This is a genomic window from Pseudomonas lini (genome assembly GCF_030812475.1).
Taxonomy (GTDB): Bacteria; Pseudomonadota; Gammaproteobacteria; order Pseudomonadales; family Pseudomonadaceae; genus Aquipseudomonas; species Aquipseudomonas lini_A.
Genome location: NZ_JAUSSR010000005.1, coordinates 399631 through 416371 on the forward strand (window position 1 = coordinate 399631; position 16741 = coordinate 416371).

Below are 16741 nucleotides of genomic sequence, written 5' to 3' on the forward strand. Positions count from 1 at the left end.
TGTCTCCCGTTAATTGCCAGAGGCGGTGTGGATGGCGACGATGTCCGACAGCAATGCGAAGGCCGTCTCGATACGCCCTGCCCCCGGCCCGGACACCGTGACAGCGCCCAGCAGTGCGGTTTTGAATGACACTGCATTCGTGGCGCCGACGATACCTGCCAGAGGATGCGAGTTCGGCAGCAGCCGGGCCTCCACACTCGCTCGAACCGACCCATCTGCCTCACGGTCGGCGGAGCCGATCAGTTTCCAGCTCGCGCCATTGGCAGTGGCCTGGGCAATATCTTGCGCGCTGATGGCGCTGATACCCGAACACCTCACATCGCTGACATTCAATCGTGCATCGAGCAGTTCATTGGCCAGGATGACCACCTTGAGGCGTACGTCAAACCCTTCCACATCGGCGGTTGGATCTGCCTCGGCGTAACCGAGCTGTTGCGCTTGCAAGACGGCATCGTTGAACGTCAAGCCGTCCTTCATTTGGGTCAGCACGTAGTTGGAAGTACCGTTGAGGATGCCTTCGAAGCCTTGCACGTTGGCTCCCGCCAAAGCCTGCCTGGCCAGACGAATCACCGGGGTGCCACTCATCACCGCTCCCTCGTATTCGAAAGCCACCTGGTTGCGACGGGCCAACGCCTTGAGCTCGGCACCGTGCAGTGCAATGGGTCCCTTATTGGTGGTCACTACATGGATGCCACTTTCCAATGCCCAACGGCAAAAAGTCGTGGCGGGCTCGCCATCCACCGGATTGGTGAAGGTGGCCTCCGCGATGATGTCTGCACCGGAATGCTTGATCACGGTTTCGTTGAAAGCCTCGGCATTGCCACCGGGCAACTGAGCGAAGGCGCCTTTCTCAACGGGCAGTGCAACCAGCTGCTTTGCATCCAGACCGTCCTTGGCAACGATCGAGCCGAGGAACAGATCGGTGACACCGACAATTTTGACCGTGAAGCCCAGGGACTCTTTCCATTCGGCATTACAATCGGCGACCAATTGGGCGAAGCCACGGTTCACGCCACCAAACCCTACCAAGGCAATTTTGTACTCAGTCATGACATCTGTTCCTTTATTGATATTGTTCGACAGGAACATCCTAAGAGCCCGGCACTGGCAGTTGAATATGGCAAATTGCTGTATTAGTTGGGCGTTTTGCCCAAGCCCGATGCAGTCAAAACACTGCAGAAAGAACGAACGAAGTCACGGTGTTTTCCACCCCGGGCATGGCCGCGATTTCCTTCCACACGAGGTGGACACGTTCAGGTGTGGCGGCATTCACGCGCAGCATCAAATCGAACTCGCCACTGAGCACTTCACATTGCACGACTTCGGGTAGGGAGCGCAGCGCCGCCAGGACTTCCTCACCACGCATGCGGTCGTAGCGGTAGACAAAGATCACGGCGCTGATCAGCGACGTCGGCCGCCGCGACTCACCGAGAAGTACCGTATAGCCCTGGATCGCACCGTCGCGCTCAAGACGCTCGATGCGCTGGCGCACTGCATTGCGCGACAAGTTGATCTTGGCGCCCAGTTCGATATGGGCTATTCGCGCATTGGCGGTCAGTTCAGCCAGGATGCGTTCGTCCAGCGGATCCAGAATGCGCTTCATACCAGCCTCTGCTGCGCCAGACGGAAAACCTGGCACAGACCGTCCAGATCGTCCTTGACCAGGTACGGTGGTTGCGCATGCACCTCGACAACGCCCGGAACGCTGGCTTGCCAGACGCCCAGCTCGGCCAACAGCGTCGCCGACCTGGCCGGCGCAATTTGCCCGAAGGTGACCATCGGTGCGCCGAGGCTGCGTCGATGAAGCCTGCCGGCCAGTACGCCGACCGCGGTGTGAGGATCGATGGCCGAGCCTGTTTCCCGGAACAACTCGACCACCTCGTCGCGCACCTGGGACTCGTCTACGGCATAGGAATCGAAAAGTACGCGAGCACGCAGCCATTGCGCGTTGCCGATGCTCATTTCTCCGCAACGTTCGAAATGCTCCATCAGTGTTTTTGTCGAGCCGCCATCGTGCTCGTAAATCTCCCAGATAAACCGCTCCAGATTGGAATACAACGAGAAGTCCATCGCCGGCGACACGGTTCGATCGGTCATCCGGGTGGAGTAGCGATTGCAATGAAAAAACTGGTGCAGGGCATCATTGCTGTTGGTGGAAATGATCACCTGATTGATGGGCAAGCCCATTTTTTGCGCAATGTAACCGGCGTAGATCTCGGCCGAGCTGGCCGCTGGAACACTAAAGCCAACGGGACGCGAGCCACCGCCCAGTTGCAAGGCCGCGTGGAAGTAAAAAACGATCTGGGCCAGGACGCCGATCCAATTGGTGGAATTGAAACAGACCGGCATTACTCCGTTTAACGGCCATTCACGCAGGAGTCGGGAGACCAGTGTCTGGCACTCATCGAAATTGCCGTCAACCGCGAACAGATGAACCCGCTGCGGGTCGGCGGCCTGCAAGGCACTGAGTTGCTCAGGCGCAAGCCCGTGGCGCGGATACAGGATCGCCATGCGGACGGACGGGCAGTCAGCAAAGGCTTCAAGCGCCGCGAGGCCGGTATCGCCGTTAGTGGCCCCGACCACCCATGCTTCTTTGCCGACCTCCTCCAGAAAATGCCTGACCAGGCGCGCCTGCAATTGCGCGGCGAAATCCTTGGAAGAACCGGTCGGGCCATGAAACAGCTGGAGGATCCACTCGTTATGCCCGATCTGCTCAAGCGGCGTAATGGCGCGGTGCCTGAATTGTCGATAGCTGTCACTGAGCAAGCCACGCAGGGTGCTTTCGTCCATGGACGAGCCAACAAAGGGCGAGACAATCCGCCATACCAACTCATCAAACGGCAGCCACGACCAACTGGTAATTTGTTTCTGCGTGAATACCGGCAAACGGCTCGGGACATACAGGCCTCCATTTTCGGCGAGCCCCGACAACACCACACCGCGAAAATCCGTCCGCGTGTCACCGCCGCGTGTGCTTACATACTCCATGATCACTCCCGATCGGTGTTACAGAAGGCGATGGGCTTGAGCCACCAGCCAGGTAGAAAAATTGGCGGCATCTGGCGATAGCGCTTCGGCCTGTTCGTGTACCAGATAGAAAGATTCGCTGGCCTCGATTCGGTGACTGAAGGGCGCAACCAATTGCCCACTGTTGAGCAAATCCTCGACCACCGAAGAGCGTGCCAGCGCAACGCCCTGCCCCAGTTCGGCCATGCGAATCGTGGAAATCAGCGTGTCAAACTGAAGGCCACGGGAATAGTCGACGTCGTCTGCTCCCACTCGCTTCAACCAGTAACCCCAACCCTCTTCGTAACCCAACACGTGAAGCAGGGAATGGTTCATCAAGTCGCGAGGCTCATGTATGGGTGAGCTGGCCATGAGCGTTGGGGAGCAAACAGGCTGAAGGATGTCCCAGGTCAATCGCTGGGCGTGCAAACCCGACCACTCGCCGCAGCCCCAGCGAATCTCCAGGTCGTCCTCCCCGTCCGGTTCTTTCACCCAGATATTGCTGATATATCGAATATCGATCTGCGGATACTCCCGACAAAAATCCGCGAGCCGGGGGGCCAACCAATAGTGAAGAAAGGAAAGGCTGCCACGCACTTTCAAATGTCTTCGATTGTGCTGACCGAAAATCTCGTTTGTGCCGACGGCAAGGCGACTGATCGCGTCTTGTACGACAGGCAGGTAAGACTGCCCTTCCTCTGTCAAGCCAAGCCCTCGAGGCAAGCGCTTGAACAGCGCCACCCCAAGGTGACTTTCCAACTGCCGGATCTGCTGACTCACAGCGCCTTGAGTCAAATGGAGTTCCTCTGCCGCATGGGTAAAGTTCAAATAACGCGCCGATACTTCGAATGCCCTCAACCAGTTCAAGGGTGGTAGTGTTTTTTGACTCATCGGCGCGACCTCATCAGGGCTTTATCTGTGCTCAATCATTGCCTGAGAACTTCACACGGTGCCAGGGGAATGAACAGCGGCGGCTAACGCCAACCGCTCTGCTCTCTTGTTGCGAGTGATCCAGTAAACGAAATAACACCACGCGATAAAGGGAAGGCCAAAGTAAAGCGCCACTCGTTGCTCAGGATCGAAAGCGATACCCACGCAGGCCAGCAGACAACACAACAGAGCACCGATAGGCACCCATGGATAGCCACGCACACGGAAATGCAGGTCTTCCACTCGTCCGCCATTGGCGACGTACTGACGACGGAACGCGATCTGGCTTGCCGCAATGCTCATCCACACGACGACGACCGCCAGGCCGGAAATGGACACCAAGGCCAGGTAAACCGTATCAGGGGCAAGCACGCTGCTGAGCAAAGAAGCCACTGCACCCGCCATACTGAGGACGATGGCGTTCACTGGAGTGCCGCGACGGGAGAGCCTGGCGTAGCGCTTGGGCATATGACCTTGATCGCTCAAAGTCCACAGCATGCGCGAGGCTGCATACAGTCCCGAATTGGCGGCCGAGATCAGTGCCGTGAGAATGACGAAGTTCATGATGTCGGCCGAGTACGGGATGCCAATCAGCTCAAACACCATGACGAACGGACTTTCCACGAGCCCCGCCTGCTCACGTGGCAGTAACGTGGCAAGGACGAAAATCGTACCGACGAAGAACAGTGCCAAGCGTACCACTGTCGTACGAATGGCCTTGGGCACGCTGGTTTGCGGATCTTGCGCTTCACCGGCGGCAATGCCGATCAGCTCGGTTCCGGAAAAGGCAAAGGAAACAGCCAGGAGGGTCATTGCTATGGGCAAAAATCCGGTGGGGAACAGCCCTTCACGTGTGAAGTTGGAAAGTCCTGCACCCTGCAAGTTCTGGACTTGAAAAAGACCGAAAATGGCCGCTCCACCGATCACGATGAAAGTGATAACGGTCAGTACCTTTATCAGCGACAGCCAGAATTCAGTCTCGGCAAACAACCGGACAGACACGACATTGCTGGAGAACACTGCAATGGCAAACAGCGCACTCCAGATCCACACCGGTGTGTCAGGAAACCACCGAACCATCAGTATGCCCGCCGCCGTAAATTCAGAACCGATGGCGACCGCCCATGTGAGCCAGTAAAGCCAGGCCACTGTATAGCCTGTGCCCGGGCCCAGGTATCGCGTCGCGTAACTGCTGAACGATCCGGTCTCCGGCATCTGTACCGCCAACTCGCCGAGACACACCATGACCAGATACACCATCACCGCACCGATGATGTAAGCGATCACTGCACCGAGTGGCCCGGCCTGATTAACCGTGTAACCGGAGGTCAGGAATAACCCCGTACCGATCACACCGCCCAGCGCCAACATAACGATGTGGCGGGTTTGCATTTCCTTTTTGAAATGCGAGTTTGGCTCGGGCTGCTTTTCTTCTACCTGTGTGGACATAGTTCTATTCTCATGAAATGGGCGGACAAACGCCTTGTCACTGACGTATTGGCAGTACAATTTTGTCGTCGCTGGATTTTATTATTTTCATGCTTCATGAAGGGCTTAAGATAACGATCGAAAGTCCTGCCCGTCTTCAGGCTTCACTGAAATGTTGGGCACAGTGCAAGCTTGCATCTCCATGTTTATTTCGCACCAACGCGAAGGCTTGTTTCAGATCAGCTAATAAATCCGCTGTATCTTCAATACCTACGGACACTCGAACCAAACCTTCGGAAATGCCAAGTGCCTGGCGCTCCTCCAGGGTATTTTCCACGTGACTGGTCGTCCGGGCAGGTCCATAGATGGTTTCGACAGCGCCCAGGTTACCCGCCCGATGCGCATATTTGAGCAGCGGTAGCAAACGAGTCACGGTGTCCATGCCTCCTTTCAGTACGAAGCTGACGATCGCTCCGAACCCATTCATTTGCGAACGGGCGATGTCATGACCTGGATGTCGAGGCAACCCCGGATAGTTCACAGACTCGACCAGCGGCTCGGTACAGAGGTACTCGGCCAACAGTTGCGCGCTCGCCTGTTGCTGGCGAAGACGCAGGGCCAGTGTCTTGATGCCGCGGATGATCAGATACGCTGAAAAAGCATCCAGCGACGCCCCATTGATTTCGCGGTAATGACGAACTTGAGACATCAAATGCTCAGCGCCGCACACTACACCGCCGAGTACATCACCATGACCGGACAGGAATTTGGTAGCGCTGTGGACAACCACATCGACGCCCAGGGCAAGCGGATTCTGGTTCAGAGGCGTCGCGAAGGTATTGTCCGCAATGACCAATGCGCCCACGCGCTTCGCCGCTGCGACAAGGCGTCGAATATCAACAATCTTCAGGGTCGGGTTGGTGGGCGTTTCCAGGTACAGGACGCTGCAGCCTTTGGCAACCTCCTGCTCTAGCACACCAGTATCGAGCGTATCGCACAGGGTTACCTCCACGCCCATGCGTGGCAGAAACTCCTCAAAAATCTTGTTCGTACCACCGTAGCTGTCACGCGTAGATACCACACGCTGTCCATGGGACAGGAAGGTGTGCAGCGCACCGCTGATGGCGGCCATTCCGGTACTGAAAGCCACAGCCGACTCTGCGTTTTCGAGCTCGCAGAGTTTATCTTCCAGGACCGAGACAGTGGGGTTGCTCATCCGGCTGTAAATGAAGCCGGGCTCCTTGCCCAATGCCACGTCATACCACTTATCGATATCGTCATAGCCGTAGGCAGCACTGACCACGATGGGCGTCTGGGTCGCGTTGTAGGGATGTCGAACCTGCTCTCCGCCCCACACCACCCGGGTTCCCATCCCTATCTCGCAAGGCTGCACGGCGTCTTCTTTATTGTCCATAAGCGTGTCTCGTCTGAAGGGCAACACAACTGTGTTCCCAGTGGTCTTCAGACGACTATAAGGAAGGCTCGTGCTGGTGAAAAATCATGATATCCGGGAGTAAGGGCTGCTTTTTTTAATGGCTGTTGCAGATGAATCGCCAACTCCGTTGCAAATTGGCGCTCCAGTGTTTCGACATCGATGCCGAATAGCTGCCTGTTCAGCCAACTGGCTTTTATTCGCCACGTGCAGATCAAAAAACGGTCGGCTCAAAGCATGTGCCCGGCCCAGATATTGCGATTGACCAGATCGGTGGCAATCTCGATGAAGGCATCCCCGACAAATTTGGCGGCCGGACTGACACGCCTGTCGGCAGGAAAAACCTGAACAAGTTTGCGCATGGGAATGGGGTCGACCAAGGGGGCTGCACTGAGCACGCCCGCTTCGATTTGCGCGTAAATCGATGCCAAAGGCAAAGCGGTCAATCCGAAACCATTACGGACCAGGTCGATCATGGCGCTGAAGGAGTCGGCTTCAACGCTGGTCTTTAGCTTGATCCCGACTTCTTGCGCGCAATCATCCAGAATCACGCGAAGGCTATGTCGAGCGCTTGGCAATACCAATTGGTGATCAGCCAAAGAGTTGAACGACATCGGCGTATCAAGACGCAGGTTAGCGCTGGCGGGGCCGACCAGCAGCAGATTTTCCATCATCACCGGCACGATACGCAGCGTATGCAGGGGTTGGGGATCGTAAGAAATCGCCAGCTCCAATTCCCCACGCTGAACCCAATCCAGCAGATAGCCGCTGAAGGCCGAGGAAAACCTGACGGCGAGATTCGGATGCGCCTCCTTGATCTTGCGTACCAATGGAACGGTGACAATTTCCGCTACCGTCGGCGTCGTACCGATGACGACCGTCCCCCGAAAAGAGGTCTTTCCACCCACGACAGAACTTCGAATGGACTCCATTTCTTCCATGATTCGAGTGGCATGTGCCAGCACCTCACGACCGGCATCGGTAATCTCCATGCCTCGCCCATGTCGCTCAAACAGATAGGTGCCGAGTTCTTTTTCCAGCATTCGAATTTGTCTGCTGAGTGCCGGTTGTGCGATGTGAAGCCGGTCGGAGGCCTTGCTGAGACTGCCCAGTTCGGCCACATGAATCAGGGTTTTGAGTTGAACGACATCCATTACCAGGCCAGTCAAAGTCGGGCTCGGCGCGAAATGCGTCGAAAGTAGAGTGAGTGTAAACGCATTAACGTTTCTTGGAATGCCACAGGGCCCGCGGCGCATGGGGCCTGGCGGCTTTCTAGCCGGCTGTATCCCCCAGCCCGCAGGGGTTGCAAGGCAAGCTATAGAATTTCGGTATATCAGTTAGGCCTGCCTGACGGCTTATTACCCTCCTCACTCTGCGGTAGCGTGCAATCAACGTCGGCGCCAAAGCGCTGGGCTTACTACAAGAATAAGATTCGAGGGCTTGCGCCATGATCTACATCGTTCATCTTTGCCTGAGCTACCCGGCTCATCCAGTCAGCGAGCAACTGACCTCTCGCGTACATCCCCCCTCTTCATTTGCCTTGATCGCCAACAGGTCAAAGCCGCTGCGTTAAGCACATCAACCCGTCGAGCTAACAACGTCGGAGACGCCTCAGTGTGCTCCTCGTATCGTCTCGCCTTGAAGAAAGGGTGAACATCATGTCCGCATCAACCACAGACTCAACCAGCCACGCTGCCAAGACCGATCCGGAGAAGAGTCCGAATCGGGTCAAAGCCATCATGGGTGCCTGCTCAGGCAATCTGGTGGAGTGGTACGACTTTTTCATTTACGCCTATACCGCCATCTACTTTGCGGCTTCGTTTTTCCCCAAAGGCGACACCACCAGCCAACTGCTCGCAACCGCCGGCGTCTTCGCCGTCGGCTTTTTCATGCGACCGCTCGGCGGCTGGATTTTCGGCTGGATTGCCGACACTCGTGGCCGCAAGGTTTCGATGATTATTTCGGTATTCATGATGTGCGCCGGCTCCCTGCTGATTGCCGTCATGCCGACCTATGACACCATCGGTGTGGCTGCACCGGTTTTGCTCGTCGTCGCCAGACTCATTCAGGGCTTATCGGTAGGGGCAGAGTACGGAACCGGTGCCACCTACATCAGTGAGATCGCGACACCTGGTCGTCGCTGTTTTTATGGTTCCTTTCAGTACTTCACCATCATTGCCGGTCAGCTCATGGCATTGATGACTGTGGTCATTCTCCAGCAAACCCTCACCGGCGAAGAATTGCGCGAATGGGGCTGGAGGATTCCGTTCTTCATCGGCGCGCTAAGCTCAATCGTCGTGGTGTATCTGCGCCGCGCAATGCATGAAACCGCCACCAAGAAAGACATGAACCGCAAAGACGCCGGCTCGCTGCGCGGCATGTTCAAGCACAAACGGGCGGTCGCGCTGGTGGTGGCGTTCACCATCGGTGGTTCTTTGTACTTCTACACCTTCACCACCTATATGCAGAAGTTCCTGGTGATCTCCGCAGGCTTCAGTCCCGAAACGGTCAGCTTCATCATGACGGCGGCCCTGGTCGGCTTCATGTTCTGCCAGCCGCTCTTTGGCTTGCTCGCCGACCGTATCGGGATCAAGACGCACATGCTGATGTTTTCCGGGTTGGCCATGGTGCTGGTGATTCCCCTGCTCTATTCCCTGCAATCGGTCAGCAGCCCGTTTACAGCGTTCCTGCTAGTGTTTGGTGGCCTGGCTATTGCGTCGCTCTACACCCCTATTGCCGGGATCGTCAAAGCTGAATTGTTCCCGCCTGCGGTACGCGCATTGGGCGTGGGCTTTCCGTATGCCGTCGGCAATGCGGCATTCGGCGGCACCGCCGAATACGTCGCCTTGTCGTTGCGATCACAAGGTATCGAGGAGTATTTCTTCTTCTATGTCGCAGCCGTAGTGACCATCACTTTCACCGCCGCGATGCTGATGCCGAACCTGTCGCGCTACGGGTACATCAGCGGTTCCGGCGAAATCGAAGAGCGCACCGGTTTGAAGGGTTGCGTAAAGTCGCACGCTGCGAGCGTTTGAAGCACTGACGATACAGCAGGTATTTGAAAAGGGCCCATGAGATTCATGGGCCCTTTTTTGCATCATGGTGTAGCAGATGCGGAAGCTACTTGCACTGCACGTTCGGCGGGGACGTTGACCGCTTATTCCCGGTTCGGCCATGCCTGCAAATCAAGATCAAGATCCTTGAACTGACTTGAATCGAAGATAGGGTTTTGATGCTGGCTGTGCGGTGCAGCAACCGCAGGAAGCCCTCAGGACGACCGGACTCACCCGGCAAGGCTGCTCGCCTGGAAATCGGCGATCTGTTGCCACATCGCGACGGGGTTGGAATACATAGGGAAGTGCCCGCAATCAGGAATGGGCGCGAGGCGGACACCCTCGGCCTGGATATGCGAGAGATAGGACAATGAAGCGTTCTGTTCGCCGTACATGAACATCCTTGAGCATTTCAACCCGAGGAATTTGCCCATCAGATCGGCATTGTCGGAGAGGTCGACCATCGACTGGAAAATCCCTCGCACCGCACCAGCACGCACCTTGTGTCGCAAGCTCGCGGAATAAAGCGCACTGGCGTATGCCGGGGCGTGCCGGGCACGTTCGATGAAGGCGGCGAAAAAAACTTCGGGATCGTTGCTCGGGTAATCAATGATCTGCCTACTGAGAAAGTAGTCTTCCGGGGCGATATTGCCCTCGATATCGACGAAGCTCAGCACCCGGTCCGGGAACTGGTGGGCCAGCATCAGCGCGGTCAGCCCACCCATGGAGTGGCCGACCAGATGGAAGCGTTCGATGCCAAAATGCTCGAGCACTTGTAACGCAGTCTGCAGCAGAAAGGGAATGGAAATCCTGGAAAGATCACTGCACTGGCTTTCGCCGCAACCCGGTGCGTCGTAAGCCACGAAAGGGTGACCGGCGAATGCGGGCTGCTGCACGACGTCGGCATAGTCCTCCTTGGTCGAACCAAAACCATGCAGGAACACGATCGGCGCCAGGACGCCGTCGCGATGGATCGCGGCCACGTTCAGTTGGACACCCTCCACCGCCAGGGGGAGTTGCACATGAGTGAACGTTTCTGGAGAAGGCACGTTGTTGACTCCTTGAGCGAAAAGGTAGCGCCGAACTGGGTTGCCGGCAGCCAGGCTCGCAATTTCAAGGGAATCGAGCCTTCTGTAAATTCTTAATACGGGAACGCTTTCATACGCCAAACCTATCACTGCTGTTCACGCACAGGGCCTTGGTCGACTCACGCCCGGGACTGGAACCGGGTGACCAGGTCCTCCACCAGCGGGTTGGGCCGATCTGCATTCCAGGCCACCGCTGTGGTCACGACATTGAGCTTCTGGCTCAGCGCTCGAAAGACCACGTTGTCGGGCGCCAGTTTTTTCAGCGACGCCGGTACCAGGGCGATGCCCTGGCCGCAGCTGACAAAGGCAATTTGCGAGGCGACCGAGCGCACTTCATGCAGCACGCGCGGGGAAAAACCGCTGGCGCGGCAGGTTGCGATCAGATTGTCAAAGTAGACCGGGCTGACCTTTCGGGAAAACATCACCAAAGGTTCCGTGGCCAGGCTGGACAGGCTGATTCGCGTGCGCGCAGCCAAGGGGTGGTCGCTGGGCAGGGCCACCACCAGGCGATCCTGAGTCAGCGGCAATGATTTGATCGAGGCCCCCAGATCACCGTCCAGCCGGGCGAAGGCCAGGTCGATGTCGCCCGCTTCCAGAGCCGGCACGGCTTCGACACTGTCAATCTCCCGCACGGACACCGTGAGGTGCGGGTAATCACTCTTCAATTGCTCAATCAAACCCGGCAAGACATCAAACATGGCTGTAGAAATCGCGCCGATGGTCAACATCCCCGACTGCCCCGCCACCGCCTCCTCCACGGCGAGTTCCAGCCGCTCCAATTGGTCGGCGAACTTGCGTACGGCCGGCAGAATCGCCGCCCCCACCGGGGTCAGCTGCGCACCGCGTCGCGAGCGATCAAACAGCTTGACCTTGAGCGCTTGCTCCAGCACCTGGATCTGCTCGCTCAACGGTGGCTGGGACATGCCCAAACGCTTGGCCGCGCGGCCGAAATTCTGTTCTTCGGCAACCGCCAGGAACAACCAGAGATGACGAATCAGTCGAAAATTGATCATGATTAATCCATAGGTTTTACGTATATAACGTATCTGTGATTCGTAATATACCTATCAAACTGCCTCGCCGACACTGGGCGCCTCCGTCACCACAGGGGCTTCCCCATGACCCATAAGAGTTTGCTGGATCGCTTGGCGGCGCTGGATACCAACACGGTCTCTGATGCGCTCGACTTCCTCGGCCTGCCGGGTGCCACCGTTGGGCTGCGCCCGTTGTGGAATTGCCCAAAGATTGTCGGCCGCGCCAGCACCGTGCTGCTGGCTCCTAAATCCGACAACGTCCCCACTGTGCACCTGATTACCCCCGTGGTGGAACAGATCGCCAGCGATGAGCGTGTACTGGTGATCGCGGGTGGAATCGAAGGCATCTCCTGCTGGGGCGACATCCTTGCCAATGCAGCAGCCAGCAAGAAAGTACGCGGCACGGTGATCGACGGGTTCAGCCGCGACATCGACGGCAGCCAGTCAATTGGCTACCCGGTTTATGGCCGCGGCGTGACCATGATCAGTGCCCGCAATCGGGTGGTGCAGATCGATGCCGCCATCACCATCAACGTGGCCGGCGTCGATGTCAGCGAGAACGACTATGTCATCGCCGATACCTGCGGCACCGTGTTCGTGCCCTCAGCCTATATCGAAAAAGTGATCGACCTTGGTGAGCGCATCGCCCGACGTCAGGACGGCATGGTCGAGGCTGTCCGCTGCGGCCGTTCGGTCGCCGAAGTGATGCATGACACCCAATTCGAAGCCATCCATGTGGAGCACGCCTGATGAATCTTGAAGACAAAGAACTGGTCGCCTTGTTTGAAGGCCTGGACACCCCGGGCGTTTCCGATGCGCTGGATAAACTCGGCCTGCCCGGTCAATGCCTCGGCGTGGCACCGCTGGATAATTACAACAAGGTCATCGTCGGTCCGGCGTTCACCGTGCAGTACGTCTCGGCCAGCGTACCGCCTGGCACCGTGGGCGATTTCATCGAAGACGTGGCGCCTGGCGACGTGGTGGTGATCGACAACGGCGGACGCACCGACTGCACGGTTTGGGGCGACATCATGACCCAGTACGCCGGCACTCGGCAGATCGCTGCCACGGTCATCGACGGTGTTTGCCGTGACGTGAACAAAGCACTGGGTGATGGCTACCCGATGTTCAGCAAAGGCCGCTTCATGCGTACCGGCAAAGACCGCGTACAGGTTCAGTCGGTCAACCAGCCGGTGTCCATCGGTACCGCCCGAGTGTGTGCCCGCGACATCGTGGTCGCTGACGCCAATGGCGTAGTAATCGTCCCCCGCGCTCGTGCGGCTGAAGTGGCGGCGTGTGCTCGTCAGATCGAATCGATCGAAGCCGACATTCGCGCACTGATCAGCCAAGGCAAAACCCTTAAAGAAGCCCGGGCCGCCCTGGGTTACCACAGCCTGCAGAGGAAAGTCTGATGACTATGCTCCCCCTCCCCTTGGATTTTCATGCACGGGCAAAAGTGCTGGGCAGCTCGACGCTGTATGAAGCGTCCCATCTACCTTGCGCGGTCGACAGTGCGATCCGCCCGATCTGGGATGGTGCCTTCATCTCCGCCCCGGCCTACCCGCTGGAATGCTCACCCGGCGACAACCTCGCCCTGCACCTGGCCATGGAACGTGTGCCCCGTGGCAGCGTATTGGTCGTGGGTACGGGTGGCTTCATCGCCGGTTATTGGGGCGAAGTGTTGACCGTGGCGGCCGAAGCGGCTGGCGTGGTCGGGCTGGTGATCGATGGTGGCGTACGCGACATCGCTGCGCTGAAGAAACGCCAGTTCCCGGTGTTTGCCCGCGGCATCTCGGTGAAAGGTACGGTCAAGGCCTGTGCGCCTTCGGTGGGGCAACCGTTCAATTTCAACGGTGCTTTGGTGGCTCAGGGTGATTGGGTGGTAGCCGACGATGACGGCGTGATCATCATTCCCAAGTCGGATGCGGCACGTACCCTGGCCGAAGGCGAGGCGCGTGCAAGCAAGGAAGCGCAGATGATGCAGGCGTTGACCGAAGGCCGCTCGACCCTGGAACTGATGAACCTGACTGAGTGGAGAACCCGCGCATGAGCGCCGACATCCAGCGGCTGAACCAGCGCCTGGCCAGCGCCCAGCCTTCCGCGACTTACCGAATCATGGATCGGGTTGCAGAGCGCCGGGCACAAGGTGCGAACATTATTTCGCTGTGCGCCGGCGAGCCAGATTTCGATACGCCCAAACATGTACGTGAAGCGGCCATTCATGCCATTGAGCACGGCCACACCCGCTACACCCAGGTCGCCGGTGTGCGTTCACTGCGCGAAGCGGTGGCCGCCAAGTTCCGCCGCGAAAATGGCCTGAACGTCACCTGGCAAGACACCCTCGTCTGCAACGGTGGCAAACAGGTGATCTACAACGCCTTGGCCGCGACCCTCAACGAGGGTGATCAGGTCATCGTGCCAGCGCCGTACTGGGTCAGTTACCCGGAGATGGTTCAACTGTGCGGAGGTGAAGCCCGAATCGTTACCTGCGATGCCGACACCGGTTTCAAGCTGACGCCCGCGGCGCTGGCCGCAGCGATCACCCCTCAGTCCCGCTGGTTGATCCTCAACTCGCCGTCCAACCCGACGGGCGCGGTGTACAGCCGGGATGAGCTGCAAGCCTTGGCGCAGGTGTTGTTGGCACACCCTCACGTGTTGATTCTGGCCGATGACATCTACGAACACCTGATCTTCGACGACCAAGTGTTCCATACCCTGGCCCAGGTTGAACCACGGCTGGCAGCGCGCACCCTGACCATGAACGGGGTGTCCAAGGCCTATGCCATGACCGGCTGGCGCATCGGTTTTGCCACAGGACCACGCTGGCTGCTTGAGGCCATGGAAAAGCTGCAAGGTCAGCAAACCTCGGGGGCCAGTTCGATTTCGCAACAGGCCGCACTCGCCGCGCTGGAGGGGCCCAAGGCTTTCATCAGCGAAAGCCGCGTAGCCTTCCAGAGTCGTCGCGATTTGATGGTGGCGCTGCTGAACGACACCCCAGGCCTAGAATGCGTCAGTCCAGCCGGGGCGTTCTACGCGTTCGCTTCCTGTACCGGATTGATCGGTCGTACCTCACCGGGTGGCCGCGTACTGCACACCGACGAAGATGTCGCGCATGCGCTGCTCGATGAAGCGGATGTAGCCGTGGTGCATGGCAGCGCTTTTGGCCTTGGTCCTTACATTCGCATTGCCTACGCCCTGGATGACGCTTCATTGCGCCAAGCCTGCGAATCCATCCGTGCGTTCTGCACAGCCCTGCGTTGAGCATTGCTCCTAATGATCGTTCCCATAATGCATGGCTATCGCCGTGGCCCTGCCGACCACGCATTCACCTCCCAGCTATACAAAACGGGCATATCTCAAAGACAAAAACGGTAGTCGTCCTTCTCCTCCATCCCTCCCAGAATGTGTGAAAACACAAAAGCAGCACTGCTTGGGAGACTGGCATGTCAACAGAAGCTGAACACACCCTGGGACAGGATTGGCAGGAGGACGTGTTCCGCGTGCTCAAGGCCCACGACGTCAAACACGTGGTCTTCGTACCGGATGCAGGCCACTCGGCGGCGATCCGTATGTCGTATGCAGACCCGGACATCAAGGCCGTTGTCCTCACCACCGAGGAAGAAGGCATCGGCTATCTCGCCGGCGCATGGCTTGGCGGAGAGCGCGGTGCCCTCCTGATGCAGTCCAGCGGCGTCGGTAACTGCCTCAACACCCTGGCACTTCAGGTCTGTGCCGGCTTCCCGCTGTTGATGGTGGTCACCATGCGCGGCGACTGGGCCGAATTCAACGCGTGGCAGAACCCCATGGGTCAGGCCACAGAAGCCTCCCTGAATCTGATGAAGGTCATGACCTGGCGTGCAGACGTTCCAGAAGACGTCGCCCCGCTGCTGCACGGTGCCGCGACCATGGCCTTCAACGGTGATTCGTCCACTGCCCTGCTGCTCGGCCAGCGCCTGATTGGAGAAAAGAAATGGGTCAAGTAAGCGCAAACCACACTCTGTGTCGCCGCGAAGTGGTCAAGGCCTTGCTGGCCGACCGCAAAGACGTACTGGTCGTGACAGGCCTGGGTTCAGCATCCTATGACGTCATGGCCGCCGGTGACAACGATCTGAATTATTACCTCTGGGCCGCCATGGGCAGCGCAATCACTGTGGGCCTGGGCCTGGCGAATGCGCAGCCAAACAAATCGGTGGTGGTGGTCACCGGTGACGGCGAGTTGCTCATGGGGTTCGGCGCACTGGCTACGGTGGCCCTGCAGAAGCCTGCCAACCTGACCATCGCTGTACTGGATAACGGTCACTTTGGTGAAACCGGCATGCAAGTCAGCCACGCCGGTTTTGGTATTTCCCTGGATCAGGTCGCAAAGACTTGCGGCTTCAGCTGGACCGATGAAATCCGTGACATGGAAGGCGTACATAACTTGCGCGAGCGCTTTGCAACTCGCGATGGCGTCAAGCTCGCGACGATCAAAATCAAGGCGGAAAACCCGCCACGGGTGCTGCCACCACGTGATGGTCACTACATCAAGAATCGCTTTCGTGCCGCCCTGGGTTTCAACCCGATCTGACCATTCTATGCCCGTACCCGGTCACGCAGGGCAACTGTCGTGCGTGACGCGTTGAGGAGAATAATAATGACTGACCGCAACTCTGACGAACTCAATGCCATTCGCGAGGGCGTGCGCGCCCTGTGCGCCGAATTCGACGCGGCTTACTGGCGCACGATCGACGAGCAGAAAGGTTTTCCCGAAGCGTTCGTCAAGGCCCTGAC

General features: G+C 58.0%; 16 protein-coding genes and 1 pseudogene. 8 read left to right on the top strand and 9 right to left on the bottom strand.

The window, feature by feature from the left end; all coding sequences use genetic code 11:
• Positions 1–9: 9 nt before the first annotated feature.
• From J2W17_RS12565 to J2W17_RS12595, 7 genes are all read right to left on the bottom strand, one after another.
• Complete coding sequence (locus tag J2W17_RS12565) at positions 10–1050, bottom strand: homoserine dehydrogenase (RefSeq protein ID WP_307334045.1); 1041 nt, start codon at positions 1048–1050, stop codon at positions 10–12.
• 115 nt (positions 1051–1165) lie between these two features.
• The gene (locus J2W17_RS12570; protein WP_307334046.1) at positions 1166–1603 is read right to left on the bottom strand and encodes an Lrp/AsnC family transcriptional regulator; all 438 of its coding nucleotides are present in this window, start codon (positions 1601–1603) and stop codon (positions 1166–1168) included.
• Complete coding sequence (thrC, locus tag J2W17_RS12575; RefSeq protein WP_307334048.1) at positions 1600–2988, bottom strand: threonine synthase; 1389 nt, start codon at positions 2986–2988, stop codon at positions 1600–1602. The genes J2W17_RS12570 and thrC overlap by 4 nt, the downstream gene beginning before the upstream one ends.
• An 18-nt stretch (positions 2989–3006) precedes the next feature.
• Positions 3007–3897: a LysR substrate-binding domain-containing protein gene (locus tag J2W17_RS12580; RefSeq protein ID WP_307334050.1), complete on the bottom strand. Its 891-nt coding sequence runs from the start codon at positions 3895–3897 to the stop codon at positions 3007–3009.
• 51 nt (positions 3898–3948) lie between these two features.
• Positions 3949–5385 (bottom strand): amino acid permease, encoded by a 1437-nt coding sequence (locus J2W17_RS12585; protein WP_307334052.1) that lies wholly within the window; start codon positions 5383–5385, stop codon positions 3949–3951.
• A 136-nt stretch (positions 5386–5521) separates the two neighbouring features.
• A complete protein-coding gene (locus J2W17_RS12590; protein WP_307334054.1) occupies positions 5522–6778 on the bottom strand; it encodes a cystathionine gamma-synthase family protein in 1257 nt (418 codons plus the stop codon).
• Between the two features lie 248 nt (positions 6779–7026).
• Positions 7027–7950, bottom strand: a complete 924-nt coding sequence (locus tag J2W17_RS12595; protein WP_307334056.1) for a LysR family transcriptional regulator — start codon at positions 7948–7950, stop codon at positions 7027–7029.
• Between the two features lie 504 nt (positions 7951–8454).
• On the opposite strand from J2W17_RS12595, the gene J2W17_RS12600 reads away from it, so the two are divergent.
• Entirely contained in the window at positions 8455–9831 is a 1377-nt protein-coding gene (locus J2W17_RS12600) for an MFS family transporter (RefSeq protein WP_307334058.1), read from the top strand.
• Between the two features lie 248 nt (positions 9832–10079).
• Here J2W17_RS12600 and J2W17_RS12605 read toward each other — a convergent pair whose 3' ends face one another.
• Both J2W17_RS12605 and J2W17_RS12610 read right to left on the bottom strand, forming a co-directional pair.
• Positions 10080–10898: an alpha/beta fold hydrolase gene (locus tag J2W17_RS12605; RefSeq protein ID WP_307334100.1), complete on the bottom strand. Its 819-nt coding sequence runs from the start codon at positions 10896–10898 to the stop codon at positions 10080–10082.
• 158 nt (positions 10899–11056) lie between these two features.
• On the bottom strand, positions 11057–11950 hold the full coding sequence (locus tag J2W17_RS12610) for a LysR family transcriptional regulator (RefSeq protein WP_307334060.1): 894 nt from the start codon (positions 11948–11950) through the stop codon (positions 11057–11059).
• A gap of 105 nt (positions 11951–12055) precedes the next feature.
• On the opposite strand from J2W17_RS12610, the gene J2W17_RS12615 reads away from it, so the two are divergent.
• The 7 genes and pseudogenes from J2W17_RS12615 to J2W17_RS12645 form a co-directional block, all read left to right on the top strand.
• Positions 12056–12721 (top strand): RraA family protein, encoded by a 666-nt coding sequence (locus tag J2W17_RS12615; protein ID WP_307334062.1) that lies wholly within the window; start codon positions 12056–12058, stop codon positions 12719–12721.
• Positions 12721–13383 carry an RraA family protein gene (locus tag J2W17_RS12620; protein ID WP_307334064.1) on the top strand — a complete coding sequence of 221 codons (663 nt, stop codon included), beginning with the start codon at positions 12721–12723 and terminating at the stop codon, positions 13381–13383. The genes J2W17_RS12615 and J2W17_RS12620 overlap by 1 nt, the downstream gene beginning before the upstream one ends.
• Positions 13383–14021 carry an RraA family protein gene (locus J2W17_RS12625; RefSeq protein ID WP_307334066.1) on the top strand — a complete coding sequence of 213 codons (639 nt, stop codon included), beginning with the start codon at positions 13383–13385 and terminating at the stop codon, positions 14019–14021. The genes J2W17_RS12620 and J2W17_RS12625 overlap by 1 nt, the downstream gene beginning before the upstream one ends.
• Positions 14018–15232, top strand: a complete 1215-nt coding sequence (locus tag J2W17_RS12630; RefSeq protein WP_307334068.1) for a pyridoxal phosphate-dependent aminotransferase — start codon at positions 14018–14020, stop codon at positions 15230–15232. Before J2W17_RS12625 ends, J2W17_RS12630 begins: the two co-directional genes overlap by 4 nt.
• A 182-nt stretch (positions 15233–15414) precedes the next feature.
• On the top strand, positions 15415–15954 hold the full coding sequence (locus J2W17_RS12635; protein ID WP_307334070.1) for a thiamine pyrophosphate-binding protein: 540 nt from the start codon (positions 15415–15417) through the stop codon (positions 15952–15954).
• Positions 15942–16538 carry a thiamine pyrophosphate-dependent enzyme gene (locus J2W17_RS12640; protein WP_150056397.1) on the top strand — a complete coding sequence of 199 codons (597 nt, stop codon included), beginning with the start codon at positions 15942–15944 and terminating at the stop codon, positions 16536–16538. The genes J2W17_RS12635 and J2W17_RS12640 overlap by 13 nt, the downstream gene beginning before the upstream one ends.
• 66 nt (positions 16539–16604) lie before the next feature.
• Positions 16605–16741, top strand: a pseudogene (locus tag J2W17_RS12645) (acyl-CoA dehydrogenase family protein); the annotation flags it as partial.

Coding starts and splice junctions, on each gene's coding strand:
- J2W17_RS12640 (WP_150056397.1), top strand. CDS start 15,942: ATGGGTCAAGTAAGCGCAAACCACACTCTGTGTCGCCGCGAAGTGGTC.
- J2W17_RS12595 (WP_307334056.1), bottom strand. CDS start 7,950: ATGGATGTCGTTCAACTCAAAACCCTGATTCATGTGGCCGAACTGGGC.
- J2W17_RS12630 (WP_307334068.1), top strand. CDS start 14,018: ATGAGCGCCGACATCCAGCGGCTGAACCAGCGCCTGGCCAGCGCCCAG.
- J2W17_RS12580 (WP_307334050.1), bottom strand. CDS start 3,897: ATGAGTCAAAAAACACTACCACCCTTGAACTGGTTGAGGGCATTCGAA.
- J2W17_RS12610 (WP_307334060.1), bottom strand. CDS start 11,950: ATGATCAATTTTCGACTGATTCGTCATCTCTGGTTGTTCCTGGCGGTT.
- J2W17_RS12625 (WP_307334066.1), top strand. CDS start 13,383: ATGACTATGCTCCCCCTCCCCTTGGATTTTCATGCACGGGCAAAAGTG.
- J2W17_RS12615 (WP_307334062.1), top strand. CDS start 12,056: ATGACCCATAAGAGTTTGCTGGATCGCTTGGCGGCGCTGGATACCAAC.
- J2W17_RS12590 (WP_307334054.1), bottom strand. CDS start 6,778: ATGGACAATAAAGAAGACGCCGTGCAGCCTTGCGAGATAGGGATGGGA.
- thrC (WP_307334048.1), bottom strand. CDS start 2,988: ATGGAGTATGTAAGCACACGCGGCGGTGACACGCGGACGGATTTTCGC.
- J2W17_RS12600 (WP_307334058.1), top strand. CDS start 8,455: ATGTCCGCATCAACCACAGACTCAACCAGCCACGCTGCCAAGACCGAT.
- J2W17_RS12620 (WP_307334064.1), top strand. CDS start 12,721: ATGAATCTTGAAGACAAAGAACTGGTCGCCTTGTTTGAAGGCCTGGAC.
- J2W17_RS12635 (WP_307334070.1), top strand. CDS start 15,415: ATGTCAACAGAAGCTGAACACACCCTGGGACAGGATTGGCAGGAGGAC.
- J2W17_RS12565 (WP_307334045.1), bottom strand. CDS start 1,050: ATGACTGAGTACAAAATTGCCTTGGTAGGGTTTGGTGGCGTGAACCGT.
- J2W17_RS12570 (WP_307334046.1), bottom strand. CDS start 1,603: ATGAAGCGCATTCTGGATCCGCTGGACGAACGCATCCTGGCTGAACTG.
- J2W17_RS12585 (WP_307334052.1), bottom strand. CDS start 5,385: ATGTCCACACAGGTAGAAGAAAAGCAGCCCGAGCCAAACTCGCATTTC.